The sequence below is a fragment of the Providencia sp. LY12 genome (assembly GCF_057621555.1).
In genome coordinates, this window is the sequence record NZ_CM172594.1 from 2,689,861 (window position 1) to 2,705,650 (window position 15,790).

General features: G+C 41.5%; 14 protein-coding genes. 2 read left to right on the plus strand and 12 right to left on the minus strand.

Translation table 11 applies throughout. The annotated features are described in order from the left end of the window. Window positions 1-57: 57 nt before the first annotated feature. From nuoF to ACY3ZI_RS12820, 6 genes are all read right to left on the minus strand, one after another. Window positions 58-1,419 carry an NADH-quinone oxidoreductase subunit NuoF gene (gene nuoF / locus ACY3ZI_RS12795; RefSeq protein WP_036952742.1) on the minus strand — a complete coding sequence of 454 codons (1,362 nt, stop codon included), beginning with the start codon at window positions 1,417-1,419 and terminating at the stop codon, window positions 58-60. Beyond that, on the minus strand, window positions 1,416-1,988 hold the full coding sequence (gene nuoE / locus ACY3ZI_RS12800; RefSeq protein ID WP_230086728.1) for an NADH-quinone oxidoreductase subunit NuoE: 573 nt from the start codon (window positions 1,986-1,988) through the stop codon (window positions 1,416-1,418). Before nuoE ends, nuoF begins: the two co-directional genes overlap by 4 nt. Before the next feature lie 2 nt (window positions 1,989-1,990). After that, entirely contained in the window at window positions 1,991-3,793 is a 1,803-nt protein-coding gene (nuoC, locus tag ACY3ZI_RS12805) for an NADH-quinone oxidoreductase subunit C/D (protein ID WP_181477305.1), read from the minus strand. A gap of 74 nt (window positions 3,794-3,867) precedes the next feature. Next, window positions 3,868-4,542 carry a NuoB/complex I 20 kDa subunit family protein gene (locus tag ACY3ZI_RS12810; protein WP_004912254.1) on the minus strand — a complete coding sequence of 225 codons (675 nt, stop codon included), beginning with the start codon at window positions 4,540-4,542 and terminating at the stop codon, window positions 3,868-3,870. A gap of 18 nt (window positions 4,543-4,560) precedes the next feature. Beyond that, complete coding sequence (locus tag ACY3ZI_RS12815) at window positions 4,561-5,004, minus strand: NADH-quinone oxidoreductase subunit A (RefSeq protein ID WP_036952734.1); 444 nt, start codon at window positions 5,002-5,004, stop codon at window positions 4,561-4,563. 980 nt (window positions 5,005-5,984) lie between these two features. Beyond that, a complete protein-coding gene (locus ACY3ZI_RS12820; RefSeq protein WP_036952731.1) occupies window positions 5,985-6,893 on the minus strand; it encodes a LysR family transcriptional regulator in 909 nt (302 codons plus the stop codon). 811 nt (window positions 6,894-7,704) lie between these two features. Here ACY3ZI_RS12820 and ACY3ZI_RS12825 point away from each other — a divergent pair. After that, window positions 7,705-8,919, plus strand: coding sequence for a pyridoxal phosphate-dependent aminotransferase (locus ACY3ZI_RS12825; protein ID WP_036952728.1), 1,215 nt, complete (start codon window positions 7,705-7,707; stop codon window positions 8,917-8,919). A gap of 778 nt (window positions 8,920-9,697) precedes the next feature. Here ACY3ZI_RS12825 and ACY3ZI_RS12830 read toward each other — a convergent pair. Next, window positions 9,698-10,078, minus strand: a complete 381-nt coding sequence (locus tag ACY3ZI_RS12830) for a hypothetical protein (protein WP_132495442.1) — start codon at window positions 10,076-10,078, stop codon at window positions 9,698-9,700. A gap of 174 nt (window positions 10,079-10,252) precedes the next feature. Here ACY3ZI_RS12830 and yfbR point away from each other — a divergent pair, with 174 nt between their 5' ends. Further along, window positions 10,253-10,834: a 5'-deoxynucleotidase gene (yfbR, locus tag ACY3ZI_RS12835; RefSeq protein ID WP_036952723.1), complete on the plus strand. Its 582-nt coding sequence runs from the start codon at window positions 10,253-10,255 to the stop codon at window positions 10,832-10,834. 95 nt (window positions 10,835-10,929) lie between these two features. Here the strand turns inward: yfbR and ACY3ZI_RS12840 are convergent, their stop codons facing one another. The 5 genes from ACY3ZI_RS12840 to yfbV all read right to left on the minus strand — a co-directional run bounded on the left by ACY3ZI_RS12840 (window position 10,930) and on the right by yfbV (window position 15,277). Next, entirely contained in the window at window positions 10,930-11,349 is a 420-nt protein-coding gene (locus ACY3ZI_RS12840; protein ID WP_487375296.1) for a hypothetical protein, read from the minus strand. Window positions 11,350-11,504: 155 nt separating this feature from the next. Next, a complete protein-coding gene (locus tag ACY3ZI_RS12845) occupies window positions 11,505-13,334 on the minus strand; it encodes an SLC13 family permease (RefSeq protein WP_211886057.1) in 1,830 nt (609 codons plus the stop codon). An 87-nt stretch (window positions 13,335-13,421) separates the two neighbouring features. Next, window positions 13,422-14,096, minus strand: a complete 675-nt coding sequence (locus tag ACY3ZI_RS12850; protein ID WP_132495446.1) for a sugar phosphatase — start codon at window positions 14,094-14,096, stop codon at window positions 13,422-13,424. A gap of 69 nt (window positions 14,097-14,165) precedes the next feature. After that, entirely contained in the window at window positions 14,166-14,660 is a 495-nt protein-coding gene (locus ACY3ZI_RS12855) for a YfbU family protein (RefSeq protein ID WP_036952716.1), read from the minus strand. Between the two features lie 161 nt (window positions 14,661-14,821). Next, window positions 14,822-15,277: a terminus macrodomain insulation protein YfbV gene (gene yfbV, locus ACY3ZI_RS12860; protein WP_036952713.1), complete on the minus strand. Its 456-nt coding sequence runs from the start codon at window positions 15,275-15,277 to the stop codon at window positions 14,822-14,824. Window positions 15,278-15,790: the final 513 nt, after the last annotated feature.

Sequence of the window (15,790 nt, forward strand, 5' to 3'; positions counted from 1 at the left end):
AACATAAATACGTTCTTCGTCAAAAATTCGTTTAGCGGTTGCTCAATCGCTAAATGCTTACCAACGCTGCTTGAGCAGGTTTGGCTGGATCCCGGCAATCTGCACGATGTTGCGCAGATCTTTTTTCGAGATACCCGCTTCGAACTCTCCACGGAAATATTTGATGGCGCTTTGTAATGGCTCAACCGCACCCGGTGCGTGTGCACAGAAGGTTTTGCCGGGTCCTAAGAAACGGCAAAGTTGTTCAAGAGTTTCGATATCCCCTTCTTGACCTTCACCTTTTTCTAATGCCTGTAGAATTTTTACGCTCCAAGGCAGACCATCACGGCACGGTGTACACCAACCACAGGATTCACGCGCGAAGAAGGTTTCTAAGTTACGTACTAAAGAAACCATGTTGATTTCGTTATCGACTGCCATCGCTAGCGCTGTACCTAAACGGCTGCCTGCTTTTGCAATGTTTTCGAAATCCATCGGTAAATCGAGGTGATCGTTGGTCAGGAAGTCAGTTCCTGCACCACCCGGTTGCCATGCTTTGAGTTTTAATCCATCACGCATACCGCCCGCGTAGTCTTCTAAGACTTCGCGCGCCGTTGTACCAAATGGCAGTTCCCACAGACCCGGATTTTTCACGCGTCCAGAGAAGCCCATCAGCTTAGTACCCGCGTCTTTACTTTTGCCCGCGCTTAAATCGATATACCACTGGTCACCGTGCTCTAGAATTGCAGGCACGTTACAGATAGTTTCAACGTTATTAACGCAGGTCGGTTTACCCCATGCACCTGAACTTGCAGGGAATGGTGGTTTAGAGCGTGGGTTTGCACGACGGCCTTCAAGGGAGTTAATCAGTGCGGTTTCTTCACCGCAGATATAACGACCTGCACCGGTATGCACGAATAGCTCAAAATCAAAGCCCGAACCGAGAATGTTTTTACCTAAGAGACCCGCTGCTTTGGCTTCTTCGATGGCGCGACGTAAATGTTTCGCCGCTTCAACATATTCACCACGTAAGAAGATATAACCACGGTAGGCTTTTAATGCATAAGCGCCGATGATCATCCCTTCCACTAATAAGTGAGGTAGTTGTTCCATCAATAAACGGTCTTTATAAGTGCCCGGCTCCATTTCATCCGCATTACATAAGAAGTAACGCAGTTTCATGTTTTCGTCTTTCGGCATTAAGCTCCACTTCAGACCCGTCGAGAACCCTGCACCACCACGACCTTTCAGTCCGGCGTCTTTGACAAGGTTAACCACTTCATCAGGAGCCATGCCTTTAAGGGCACGTTCGACACCTTTGTATCCGTTTTTACTGCGATACTCATCTAACCAGACTGGCTGCGCGTCATCGCGTAGACGCCAAGTTAATGGATGAGTTTCCGCGGTACGGATCACAGGGTTTGCGGAGAAGTTTGTCATGGATACTGCTCCAGTAGCTTTTGAATATTTTCAGGCTGCACATGACTGTGGGTATCGTCATCGATCATCATCGTTGGACCCTTGTCACAGTTACCTAAGCAACAGGTTGGCAGCAGCGTAAAGCGACCATCAGCGGTGGTTTGACCTGGGCGAATACTCAGCTGTTTAATAATTTCAGCTTCTAAGCCTTGGTAGCCCGTAATATGGCAAACAACGCTGTCGCAATAACGAATAATGTGGCGACCCACTGGTTGGCGGAAAATTTGGCTATAGAATGTTGCCACGCCTTCTACGTCACTCGCAGGAATGCCTAAAACCTCTGCGATAGCGTGAATTGCACCATCTTCGACCCAGCCACGATTTTTTTGCACAATTTTAAGCGCTTCAATTGACGCCGCGCGTGCATCTTCGTAGTGGTGTTTTTCACCTTCAATTTCCGCACGCTCATGCTCGGTTAAAACAAAACCGTGATTGACTTGCGGTTCGAAGGTATTCACCACGTCAGACTGGCTGTTACAGCCGCATTGGCCAGTGCCACATTGACCTTGTTTATCTTGTTCATTATGCATGGTTAGCGATCCACATCCGACATTACAAAATCGATACTACCCAGATAGACAATTAAGTCAGAAACCAAGCTACCTCTGATTGTCGCCGGAATTTGCTGCAAGTGCGCATAACTCGGAGTACGAATACGTGTACGGTAGCTCATGGTGCTGCCGTCACTGGTTAGGTAGTAGCTGTTGATCCCTTTGGTTGCTTCAACCATCTGGAATGATTCGTTAGCTGGCATAACCGGACCCCAAGACACTTGTAAGAAGTGGTTGATCAGGGTTTCGATATGCTGCAATGTGCGCTCTTTCGGCGGCGGCGTTGTCAGTGGATGGTCAGCTTTAAATGGACCTTCTGGCATATTCTTCAGACATTGCTCAAGAATACGGATACTTTGACGCATCTCTTCCACTTTGATCATGACGCGGTCATAGCAGTCACCGTTATGGGCGATTGGAATGTCGAATTCAAAGTTTTCATAACCTGAATAAGGACGTGCTTTACGTACGTCAAAGTCCACACCCGTTGCACGTAAGCCTGCACCTGTCACGCCCCACGCTAATGCCTCTTCCTTGGTGTAAGATGCCACACCAATAGAACGACCTTTCAAAATGGAGTTTTTCAGCGCAGAAGTCACATAGGATTCTAGACGTTTCGGTAACCAGTCTAATAATTCGCGCAGTAATTTATCCCAGCCACGCGGTAGATCGTGAGCAACCCCACCGATGCGGAACCAAGCTGGATGCATACGGAAACCGGTGATTGCTTCAATGACGTTGTATACTTTTTGTCTATCAGTAAACGCAAAGAACACCGGTGTCATCGCACCAACGTCTTGAATGTAGGTACTGATATATAGTAGGTGGCTGTTGATACGGAACAGTTCAGACATCATGACACGGATAGTTTTTACGCGGTCCGGTACTTCGATACCTGCCAGTTTTTCAACCGCTAGGATATATGGCATTTCATTCACACAACCGCCGAGGTATTCGATACGGTCGGTATAAGGAATGTAGCTATGCCATGACTGACGCTCACCCATTTTTTCCGCACCACGGTGGTGGTAGCCGATGTCGGGAACGCAGTTAACAATCTCTTCACCATCCAATTGCAGCACGATACGGAATGCACCGTGAGAAGATGGGTGGTTTGGACCCAAGTTCAGGAACATGAAATCTTCGTTTTCATTTCCACGATCTAAGCCCCACTCTTCTGGTTTGAAAGTTAATGCTTCCATTTCCAGATCTTGCTTTTGCTTAGTCAGAACAAATGGATCGAATTCCGTGGCGCGCGCAGGGTAATCTTTGCGCAGCGGGTGACCTTCCCAGCTTGGAGACATCAGCAGGCGACGTAAATTCGGGTGACCTTGGAAGGTGATCCCGAACATGTCCCATACTTCACGCTCATACCAGTTGGCATTTGGGAATAAAGAAACCACTGACGGCACGTTTAAGTCTTTCTCGTTAAGAGCCACTTTCAACATGATGTCGCGGTTTCGGTCAATGGAAATGATGTGGTAGAACACACTAAAGTCCGCTTCAGGCAGACCTTGGCGATGAATACGCTGGCGTTCATCGACTCCATGTAAGTCGAACAACATCACATAAGGTTTAGGTAGCTTCTGTAAGAAATCTACAATTTCCAGTAATTGTTCACGGCGCACCCAAACCACTGGCATGCCAGTGCGGGTTGCTTGAACTGAAAAGGCATCCGGGCCAAATTGGTTGCGCAGTTCCAGAAGCACAGGATCATTAATGTGATCTTGTGTCTGCCATTCTGGCTGATTATGACTCGCTTGCGCTATCTGATCTGTCATCATTCTTCACCATAACGCTTGATCAGGTTTATTATTTCGCAACAACATTGCTCTGTTACGCTGTATGGCTAAAAGCCTTAAATTTCGTCAGGGGTACGCAGGTTGGTTACTGCAATACGTTCACCGTGTTTTCTTTCTCTTTCTGACTGCATATTCGCACGATAAACACCCTGATCACCGACAACCCATGAAAGTGGGCGACGTTCTTTGCCGATGGATTCTTGTAACAGAAGGAGAGCCTGCATATAGGCTTCAGGGCGTGGCGGGCAGCCTGGAATGTACACATCCACGGGAATAAATTTATCGACGCCTTGAACAACAGAGTAGATGTCATACATCCCACCGGAGTTCGCACATGAACCCATGGAGATAACCCATTTTGGTTCAAGCATTTGGTCATAAAGGCGCTGGATGACGGGAGCCATTTTGGTAAAACAAGTTCCCGCAACAACCATAAAGTCGGCTTGACGAGGAGAAGCACGCAGTACTTCCGCACCAAAGCGGGCTACGTCATGAACAGCCGTGAACGACGTCACCATTTCTACATAGCAACATGAAAGACCGAAGTTGTATGGCCACAGAGAGTTTTTACGTCCCCAGTTCACCACATCATGAAGTGCATGGGATAATTTCCCCATATACACGCTGTTTTCAACTTGCTGCTCAAGAGGATCAGTAACGATTTCTTGAGTTTGCAGTGGGTAACGGTCGTTCTCACCGTTCGGATCTATGCGGGTGAGCGTATAATCCATTGTATAATGCCTCGCTTTTTACTGCGGATGACGATTGCTGATTTTAATAACTTCACTAGGACCTTTAACTGCGCGACGTGAACGGATTGGAGTCCAATCGAGTGCACCAACGCGGATCAGATAAAATAATCCCGCCAACAATACCAAGATAAAAATAGCGGCTTCGATGAAACCTACCCATCCCGCTTCGCGGATGGCAACAGACCATGCAAATAAGAACATAGCCTCCACATCGAAGATCACGAAAAACATCGCGACCAAGTAGAACTTGGCTGACATACGAAGACGAGCACTACCGACAGAGTCAATACCTGACTCGTAGGGAACGTGTTTTGTTCTGGCTTTGGCGCGGCTACCCAAGAAATGACCTGCGGTCAACATGAAAGCGCAAAGACCAATAGCGCCGAGAAGGAATATAGCAAAGCCCCAGTTATGGGCTAACTCTAGGATTGATGTAGACATACTCGTTGCTTACTCATTACTTATGGTACTTAACTGCTCTTTTTTATAACACGGCAGTATTGCACCACAATTGCCCAGTTAATCGAGAAGAAAGACCAAAATTGACCTCAAAACTAAAAGATCCCCCAAACTAAAATCAGCCTGACGACCGCTGTTTGGTTTGCCCCTCTCTCACTACATTTTATTTTGCTCAAATGAGACAAAATAACCGTATTTATTACAAAAAATTCACACGCCAAAAACATCTGTGAAACAAAAATAACTCATTAACTGCTAAAACGTGTCAGTGTTACTATACACAAATAAACACGCAAAGTAGTCTAACTGATTATTCGCTTTTACTACACTATTATCTCAGGAAAAACCTGTCTTAACAGACGAAAAAATGTGCTTTTTATTTGATCTAACGCACAGATTTATTGAAAAAATACTCAATTTGTTTACATAACATCCGAATTTAATTTAATAAGCGATAACGAATTTTTATTCATCATGCCCACTAAGCCACTGACTACTCTCAGCTATTTTATCAATTCAGCAAATAAATTTTGTTAACGGCGTAACAAATCGTTAACTAACTAATGAATTTCATGTTATGCCATATACATCACAATTATTTCATGCTCTTACGCGTAAATCCATACTCAATAAGTGGTTAATTCGTGTGTTTAGTCACCTATTGAGCAGAAACATTGTTCACTATTTTGTCACCTGAACTTTAAGTAAAATATCGTACTGGCAAAATCCCCTTCTTCCCCTATTAACCACTTAATGAGTATGGTTAGTAAATTTCAGTTAAAAACAATTTGATAACAATATAAATGCGTAAAATAGTCAGGTCGATTTTAAGGAAGGGTATCGATGGAAAAAAAAACGGCTGAGCCAGAATTAACTGACTCAGCCGGATAAACATATTTTGATTTATTTGACACTTATCTTTGATAAAAATCCTATTTTATCGATAAGGACAATTCTCTATTTTATTGAGCGCCGTTCTCAACTTGTTCAGCGACAGAATAAGAGATTTTTTTGTTTTCAATTGCATTAAAAACAGTGAGCACGAAATCTTTTTGCTCATCCGCATTTTTATATAGCCAGTACTGAATATCTGGCAAACGAGGTAAGCCATCTGACTCGCCTAAAACACGCAGATCCGCATTTTGCATTTCCATTGGACGTGCAGTCACTCCGACTTCGGCATTCACCGCTGCGCGAACAGCAGGTAATGATGCAGCTTCATAAGCCACATGCCATGGTAAGCCCGCTTCATCTAATGCATGAGTACATAACTTACGGTATGGGTTAGTTTCATCCATTACCACCAATGGGATTGGCTCATTTGGGCGTAACTGAAAATCAGGTGCGCTGTGCCATAAAATCGGGACAGTTCTTAATGCTGTTTTTGGGTGCTGAGGAATACGACTTGTCGTTAATGCTAAATCAATTTCATGATTATCTAACATTGACTCAATAAACTGAGCACGTTTAATTCTCACTTCTACCGCGATGCGTGGAAATACGGAGGCAATACGGTTTAATAAGAAAGGTAATAAGATATCGACGGTATCGTCGGATGCCCCGATACGCAATTCGCCATCTGCATCGTTATAAGTTAAAGATGCGGTGGCATCATCATTAGCGCGTAAAATTTGTCTCGCATAGCCGAGTAATTGCAAACCGTGGGCGGTTAACAACTTATTACGCCCGTGGCGTGCAAATAATTCACGACCAACTAATTGCTCTAAACGTTGCATCTGCTGACTAACAGCAGACTGGGTTCGACATACTGCGGCAGCAGCAGCGGCAAAAGTATTAAGATCAGCCACTGCGACAAATGTGCGTAGTAAATCGAGATCTAAGTTCATTATGGGACGATTGGAATTTATCATCGTACATTCTCTTTATATAATTTTATGATACCTGGTGTTTCTGCTCTCCTCCGTGAGAATCAGCGAGTCTTAAAAATAATCCAACTTTTTGCATTTCTAATCCGTAGATCTGCATTTATTGTATTCAATACTCTATATTGCTATATCTATTTGATAATTAACTTAAACAGCTCAATTATCCAATTAGTGTTTTTAAATTTCTATCAATTAAAGCGGGGTTGATTAACGTAAAACTCAATAAGCACGAAATAATTGAAGAAGACTAAATAGTAACATATTTAATGTAGTTGCAATTATTTTAATGTAAGCTGTTTATGTAACATATGATGTAAATTAACAATTTTATTAATTATCAATACACTAAACATTATAACCACGGTTTCACTAAGAATATTCTCATTAAAATAATCAATATTGCTAACAAAAAAAGCCAAAAAGCACCCAAAATGCCCCGACCAATAGTTAAATTTATTTCTAATTTAATGATTTAAGATGCAAACTTACAGAGTGATACAATTTTTGTTACTTTGTCATTACGCGACTTTTCTGCCATTTTTTTACGACTCATCCACTAATGCACTCCAAAACCACGATAATTATCAGAATTAGATTCTGACTTAACAGCTACAACCAGAACCATAATCCAACTTATATGATACTTTAAGATAGCATATATCTGATTTATGTCTAAACCAACCTTTTGCACCAAAAATTATCTAGCATCTTCAAAAGGTTCCGAGGGAGGAGTACAGTAGATAGTAACGCCGGAAGTCCCCTATGATTGCAAGCCCGTTAGGGTAATGAGAGAACCATGAATACGATAATGAAATCCAATAAGCTTGATAATGTTTGCTATGACATTCGCGGGCCAGTTTTAAAAGAAGCGAAACGCTTAGAAGAAGAAGGCAATAAAGTCCTAAAACTGAACATTGGTAACCCGGCACCGTTTGGCTTTGAAGCACCTGATGAGATCCTCGTTGATGTCCTGCGCAATCTGCCAAGCTCGCAAGGTTACTGTGATTCTAAAGGCTTATATTCTGCGCGTAAGGCAATTGTTCAACACTACCAAGCCCGTGATATCCACGATATGACGGTTGAAGATGTCTATATTGGTAACGGTGTTTCTGAATTAATCGTTCAAGCAATGCAAGCGCTATTAAATAATGGCGATGAAATGCTGGTTCCAGCCCCTGACTATCCACTCTGGACAGCGGCTGTTTCGTTATCGGGCGGTAATGCTGTTCACTATATGTGTGATGAGCAACAAGGCTGGATGCCGGATATTGACGATATCCGCAAGAAAATCAGCCCACGTACCCGCGGGATTGTCATCATCAACCCAAATAACCCAACAGGGGCGGTGTACAGCAAAGAGCTATTAATGGAAATCGTCGAGATTGCTCGCCAACATAGTTTGATTATCTTTGCCGACGAAATTTACGATAAAATTCTGTATGACGATGCGCAGCACCACTCTATCGCAGCATTGGCACCTGACTTACTGACAGTGACCTTTAACGGGTTATCAAAAACCTATCGTGTGGCAGGTTTCCGCCAAGGCTGGATGGTATTAAATGGCCCGAAAAAACAAGCCAAAAGTTATATTGAAGGCTTAGAAATGTTAGCCTCTATGCGCTTATGTGCCAACGTGCCAATGCAACACGCTATCCAAACAGCATTAGGTGGCTACCAAAGTATCAGCGAATTTATCCAACCGGGTGGTCGTTTATATGAGCAACGCAATCGTGCATGGGAATTGATTAACCAAATTCCGGGTGTCTCTTGTGTTAAGCCACAAGGCGCTCTGTATATGTTCCCGAAAATTGATATTAAACGTTTTAATATCCACGATGACCAAAAAATGATCCTTGACCTGCTACTGCAAGAAAAAGTGCTATTAGTTCAGGGAACTGCATTTAACTGGCCGCACCCAGACCATTTCCGTATCGTCACCCTGCCTTATGCAGATGATTTAGAAATGGCGATTACCAAGTTTGGGCGTTTCCTTAGCGGATATAAGCAGTAATTAGAGCATTATTAAGATTTTTATGAATAAATAGCTCCTCAGTGGGCTATTTATTTTTGATAGCTTATAAAATGAAATATTACTGTTATAAGTAATTAAAATGATCCATCCTATAATTAAAGTTATCTCAAAATACTTTAAATTATTTAAGTGTGATTAATTTCAGGGTGAGCAGGAAAATAGAACAGTCCTAAAAGAACCATTCTATTTATTACATATCATATCTTAATACGACTATCTTTATCTGATATTTAAATGATAGAAATAAGATAAACTGCCGCAAGAAAAAACAACACTAATATTACTGGGAAGTATTTCATAAAAACCTCGATTAGCTGACAAGTTAGAATAATATCGATGATTATAAATCATTCTTCCCTTATATCAATTAATCGTTTAATAAATTAATTTCCATCTATTTAGGAGTATCTTTATAAGATTGACTGAATTCCTATTTATATATAACAATAAACCCATCCTTGGATTAACCATATGCTACAGCTATTAGAATGTATAAATACCACATATATTGTTTTAGCATAACCATTTATGGATTAAATCTCTAAAAACCTAAAGCTATTCAAATTAATATACTCTGCATGCCCCTGTTTATTTCTTTTTTCACCCTACTTTACATTAAGCTTATGGTTAGCCTAATTATGTTTAACGACTGTTAAATCCTCACACTAGACATTTTCAAAGGTAATATATATCAACCTTGTATCAAATACTTTATCGATGTTTCTCGCAATAGCTATTTGATTGAAAAAAGAAAAACTCAGTAATACATAGACATTTTTGTCGAAAAAGTTCCTGATACTGGGTATGTAACATTTAGTTGCTTGTTTTTGCCATCAACGGATAATTTAACTCGCCCTATTTTTTTATCTTCCTCACCAATTGAGCAAAAAAATCCATCAGGCGTAGTATAAGAACCCGACAACGTTACAATATGAACACGCCAGTAATCACTTGTTTGTCCAACATCATGTTGAATAATATATTCAAATGCATTTTCAATCAGTTCATTATTTTGTATACCCCCAAGTGAAATTGAAGCCAATCTAATTGAAGTGTGCTGTAAATTAGCCATCAATATCTCTTCTCCCCAATGGTTTTCAAATGAGGCAATACCACCACTTAGTTTTTCTATGTTCATATATCCTCCTTTTTAGATAGAGTCTCATCATAGCGGTATTTAAGTAACCTTAACCCACTTGTATTTATTAGTTTTTTATAAGAAAAGCCCACTTAAGCCTGACACAATAAACTTACCAGCCTCATAAATTTTGAGATATAATTTAGACCATCACCGGATCACTGAAGAGGGATTATGAGTTATTTTTTTGCCCACCTTGCTAGAATGAAACTTATTCATCGCTGGCCACTCATGCGCAATGTGCGTACCGAGAATGTCTCCGAGCATAGCTTACAAGTTGCCATGGTAGCACATGCTCTTGCGGTCATTAAAAACCGCAAATTCGAGGGAAATGTCAACCCTGAAAAAATTGCGCTATTTGCCATGTATCATGATGCCAGTGAAGTCATCACTGGTGACTTACCAACGCCAATTAAATATCACAATCAGCAAATCGCCCACGAATATAAAAAAATCGAAAAATTTGCCCAGCAAAAATTGTTGGATATGCTGCCAGAAGAGTTGCAAGACGATTTTAAATGCTTACTGGTAGAAGATCTGCAATCCGAGGAAGAACATTTTATTGTAAAACAGGCAGATACCTTATGTGCCTATTTAAAATGTTTGGAAGAGCTATCCGCAGGTAATAGCGAATTCAAGTTAGCCAAAAGACGTCTTGAAAAAATGTTAGCGGAGCGCAATAGCCCTGAAATGGAATATTTTATAAAAACGTTTGTACCTAGCTTTACTCTGTCTTTAGATGAAATAAGCAATTAATATATAAGTAGTGGTATGCTATGCCCACTTATATAGTATATTTATTGTTCTACCAATCTAAAAACTTCAGGTCTAAACTCGTCTAACAAAAGAGCTTAATCAACCTTTTCTAATTTTACATTACAACCTATCATTACAGAGAATGCAATATAAAATGTTTTTGCATCCCCATTAATACCCAATATTACAAACTCAGAATCATCAATTGAAATAGTACAACGTAAAGGTTCTTTCGTTTCATAAACCTCTCCACTCTTCGTGACTAATTTTAATGACCAAAAATCATATGAATCTATTTTATTTCGCTCAAATAATATAGTGAACACCTTTTTCAGTTCAGTCTTATTCGGAATGTCATATATTTCTTTTGAAGTTAACAGTTTTTTAGTTATATCAAAATAACCAGAGACAAAGTGAGTTAACACAACATGTGATAAATCCTCCCCCCAATAATTTTCAAAATCGCAATAACCGTAAACAAACTTCTCATTACCCCACGATTCATTTTTACTCATATCATCCTCCTATAATTAATAGATATTGAATTGAGGAGAATATCAACAAAAGATTTATCATTAAAATATATTAAATATTATAAATTTATTATTTTTAATATAAGAAGAGCCCTAATATATAATAGAGCTCTTTATTGATACTATTTTTGTATTTCTTAAAAAGGAAATAAGATAGGAATAACTGCCACACTGATAAACATTACAATTATCGTAAATGGCACGCCAATCTTCAGAAAATCTGCAAATTTATAACCACCGGGGCCCAATACCAATGTATTCACAGGGGAAGAAACTGGGGTCATAAACGCAGCGGATGCTGCAATACCAATCACCATCGCAAATGGTAATGGAGAGACATCCATTTGATGCGCGGCGGCAATCGCAATAGGCGCCATGAGTACCGCAGTAGCCGTATTGGAAATAAATAAGCCTATCGTCGCGCATAAAATAAACAGGCAGACTAGCATCACATGAGGACCTAATCCCCCAGCTACCTTCATTAGTGCATCTACCGCAAGGGCTATCCCCCCGGTTTCTTGTAAAGCGATAGCGAATGGCATCATGCCAACAATCAAAATAATACTCGGCCAATGAATCGCTTTGTACGCGCTTTCCATATCAATACAGCGAAATTTTCCCATTAATAAACAGGCAATCAACGCCGCAATAAAGTTAGGGATTTCATTGGTAACCATCATCGCCACCATGAGCGCAAGGCAAAATAACGCATGAGGGGCTTGCGAGGAGGCAGGGGCAACAGCTTCGACTTCGGCGGCTAAGTTCAATACGATAAAATTACGCGGTTTTGTTGATAGAACACGGATCAACTTCCAATCACCGATGACCAGTAAAATATCCCCCAAGCGTAAAGGTTCATCCACCAGTTTTCCATCAAGCGCTTTTCCATCGCGACGGATCCCGACGACGTTTAAACCATATCGGGTACGAAATTTAATCTCTCGTAAGCTTTTACCTAGCAATTCCGAGTCCGGGTTCATGGAAACTTCCGCCATCCCCACATCCCTCGATTGCTCGGAAAAATAATCCCCACGCAAAATCATTGGCTCAAGAAGCTGTTCACTGCAAAATTGGCGCAGTTCATCGTCAGTCACTGAAATATCAATTAGCAAAACATCACGCTCACGTAGCTCCGTTCCCCCCGTTGCACTCACCATCACACGGCGAAACTTACGCCAGCGCTCAATCCCCACAACGTTTGCACCATAACGGGAACGCAAATGAAGCTCATCAAGCGTGTGTCCAATCAGTGAAGAACCTTTACGAATCGCTAATCGGCGGGCACGCCCAGCCAGTTTATAATCGCGGATCAAATCACGAAAACTACGTTGATATTTAACAGGTTGTTTATCCGGTTCATTGCTACCCAACCAGCGACGAGTCAGCCACATATAGCCAATACCCGCGACTAAAATAAGAAGTCCTATTGGGGTGATTGAGAAAAATTGAAAGCTGGGTAATCCTTCGCGAACTAATTCACTGTTGACCACCATGTTGGGGGGAGTTGCGACTAATGTCATCATGCCGCTGATTAAGCCAGCAAAGCCCAGCGGCATCATTAATCGACTTGGTGAGGTTTTCATCCGTGCTGCGACACTGAGCACCACCGGAATAAAGATAGCGACCACGCCAGTGGAGCTCATAAATGCACCTAGCCCCGCCACCGTCATCATTAAAAAGACGAGCATTTTACTTTCGCTGCTGCCTGCAACTCGGACGAGCCACTCCCCCATTTGGTAGGCAATTCCGGTACGAACCAGACCATCACCGATGACAAACAGAGCAGCAATCAACAAAACGTTAGGATCCGCAAAACCCGCCGTTGCCTGTTGTAAGGTCAGTGTATCGCTTAATACAAACGCCACAATGACTAATAAGGCAACCACATCCATGCGGACTTTATTGGTAGTAAATAGAACAACCGCGATCAATAGTAGGGTTAGCACCCACAGCAATTCTCCGTTCAAAGTATCCCCTTTCGACGAAAAAAAACAGGCTAAAGATTTTAGTTAGTTAACCATGTTTTTCAGAGGATTTCTTTGATTAGATCGCAATTAGACGTTTTTCGACACGAAAAGCTCAAAATAGCCGTTATCGTCAGGACCTGTCACGGAAATTTGTTCTAATGTACTAATAATTGCAGAGATTTCATCTCGTCTTGGCATACCTTCAGGATCATGAACCGCAATAACTTGGCAGCCCGCACTTAATGCTGAATGGATCCCCGCTGGCGCATCTTCAAAAGCAATGCACTCTTCGGGAGGCAATTCGAGGCTTTTCGCCCCTAATTGGAAAGGTTCTGGGTCTGGTTTACCTTTCGAGACTTTTTCAAACGTGACCCAATGTTTAGGTTCAGGTAAACCCGCTGCTGCTCGGCGTCCGTGAGCAATGGGTACTGTACCTGATGTCACAATCGCCCAAGGGGCGCCTAATTTATTCAATAAAGATAACAGCGCTATTGCACCTGGCAGTGCAACAACCCCCTCCATATCTTCACTTTCCATCTTCTCTAACCAACGAAAATGGCTTTGCAGCTCTTCTTCGCTCGCATTAGGTAGGAAATGGCGCAATGTGGTCATTGCAGGTTTTCCATGAATGTAGTCGATAATCGCTTGCTTATCTTCACCAATTCTATCGCCGAATAAACACCAACAGCGCTCAACAACAGCGAGTGAGTCCGCCAACGTGCCATCGAGATCGAATAAAAAACCTTTTGCTTTTAACTTCACATCAAACCCTTTTTCAGAAAATCGTGCTACCTAATGCAAGACGTAAATGTGTCTACCTAAAAAGATAAGTTAAGCATTGAGAATTTGAGAAACCTCAACCGCTGAAAGGTGATATTGGCGAGGGCAAGCTTGCCAAATTTTCAGCATTCTTAAATATTTATCCCACATTGGTGTTTGTGAGTTAAAGCCATGAGTTCCGCTATCGAAATGGGTATATCGCCCTTCTGTATTAACCATAAAGCGCACGTAACTCAGATAACGCGCTTCCGTTGCGGCATCAAAGCCCAAAAACTGCACACGACGACCATCCACACCATGTTTGTCTTCCATGTTGCCGTAAGAAACTTGCAGCGCATGGTACATTTCCATCACTTCAATAACTGTACGACACGTTTGCTCGCTGAGTTCACCAAAATCCCTATCCAGCTCGCGCATTTGTAAGCCAAATCCACGCTCAATGATAGTTTGCAGACGGCGGTAACGCTCCGCGTTATCTGGGTCTAACATGGTCATCATTTTATATTGATTGGATAAAATTAAGCGTTCAGCATTGGTCATTTCCATCACAGCTCTCCGTAGATAATTTTCTGCAATCTTCGCATTCAATGTTGATAATGCACAGATTAAATATCACTTTTATTGATCTAAACAGTTATTTTGCGTTAATTACTGTTAAATAACGGTTTGTTATCAAATCGAATGCTAAATAAGGTTCAATGAACCGTTTAGATATCTTCCATAAAGGTATGATCTAACTGATTGAACGCTTTTTTCAAAAGTTCGGCTAGCGCCATATAGTCAGGCTGCTGCTCAACGGGTGCCATCGCGATTCCCGCTTCGGTAAATTTATCGCGAATTTCATAGAACCAGCTTAATAACCCTGCCGGTAATGGTGTAACGGCACGCTTACCTAACCACCATAACCCTTGCATTGGCAAGCTGCAGGCAAATAATGCCGTCGCGACAGCGGGACCTAACTGCCCACCTAACGCAATTTGCCAAGCCAGCGTAAATATCGCAATGGGCGGCATAAAGCGGATCCCAAACCGAATCGCTTTATTGATACGTAGTTCAGGAAACAGTGGCGTTAGCTTTTTTTCCATAGGGAAAACCTTCAGATAGTGATTTCCTAATCTGAAGCGTTTGAAAAAACCCGGAGGGGTACTCTGCATTGTGCTCATCAATTAATTTCCTACTACTATTAATTTTCTACTGCCATTCATTTTCTACTGCTATTCATTTCTGGATGTCATCACAAAAACAATATCAATCTATGGCTAGCTTACGTCAAATTGAGCGTGAACGCACACTCAGTTTTTAAGTTAATTTTCACAAATTTAGCTTTAACTAAGCTAACTTAAATGAAACCCGCTATTCTCTTGAATACGTAACTCACCGCTATAACTACACTTTATATGGCATTTATGATTTTAATCAACCAAACGCCCTATTTTTAAAAAAAACGTATAAAATATAAAATAGTTTTAGTAGAATCGACCGTAATTAGAATTACTGCCGAACTATGTTACTTAATAGTTCTCTTTAATAAGTAAACAACAGTGATATATTGGGGTTCTGCGCGTTATTTCAACACGATACTGTGACTTATTTTTCACAGTTATTTAACAGCATCACGTAACGTTTGCGCGAGAAAACCCTGTAAAATCATCGACCCATGTACTTTTTTGCACATA

Excerpts from the sequence above, each read along its gene's own strand:
- nuoF (WP_036952742.1), bottom strand. The coding sequence starts at position 1,419 with ATGACAAACTTCTCCGCAAACCCTGTGATCCGTACCGCGGAAACTCAT.
- nuoE (WP_230086728.1), bottom strand. The coding sequence starts at position 1,988 with ATGCATAATGAACAAGATAAACAAGGTCAATGTGGCACTGGCCAATGC.
- nuoC (WP_181477305.1), bottom strand. The coding sequence starts at position 3,793 with ATGATGACAGATCAGATAGCGCAAGCGAGTCATAATCAGCCAGAATGG.
- ACY3ZI_RS12810 (WP_004912254.1), bottom strand. The coding sequence starts at position 4,542 with ATGGATTATACGCTCACCCGCATAGATCCGAACGGTGAGAACGACCGT.
- ACY3ZI_RS12815 (WP_036952734.1), bottom strand. The coding sequence starts at position 5,004 with ATGTCTACATCAATCCTAGAGTTAGCCCATAACTGGGGCTTTGCTATA.
- ACY3ZI_RS12820 (WP_036952731.1), bottom strand. The coding sequence starts at position 6,893 with ATGATAAATTCCAATCGTCCCATAATGAACTTAGATCTCGATTTACTA.
- ACY3ZI_RS12825 (WP_036952728.1), top strand. The coding sequence starts at position 7,705 with ATGAATACGATAATGAAATCCAATAAGCTTGATAATGTTTGCTATGAC.
- ACY3ZI_RS12830 (WP_132495442.1), bottom strand. The coding sequence starts at position 10,078 with ATGAACATAGAAAAACTAAGTGGTGGTATTGCCTCATTTGAAAACCAT.
- yfbR (WP_036952723.1), top strand. The coding sequence starts at position 10,253 with ATGAGTTATTTTTTTGCCCACCTTGCTAGAATGAAACTTATTCATCGC.
- ACY3ZI_RS12840 (WP_487375296.1), bottom strand. The coding sequence starts at position 11,349 with ATGAGTAAAAATGAATCGTGGGGTAATGAGAAGTTTGTTTACGGTTAT.
- ACY3ZI_RS12855 (WP_036952716.1), bottom strand. The coding sequence starts at position 14,660 with ATGGAAATGACCAATGCTGAACGCTTAATTTTATCCAATCAATATAAA.
- yfbV (WP_036952713.1), bottom strand. The coding sequence starts at position 15,277 with ATGAGCACAATGCAGAGTACCCCTCCGGGTTTTTTCAAACGCTTCAGA.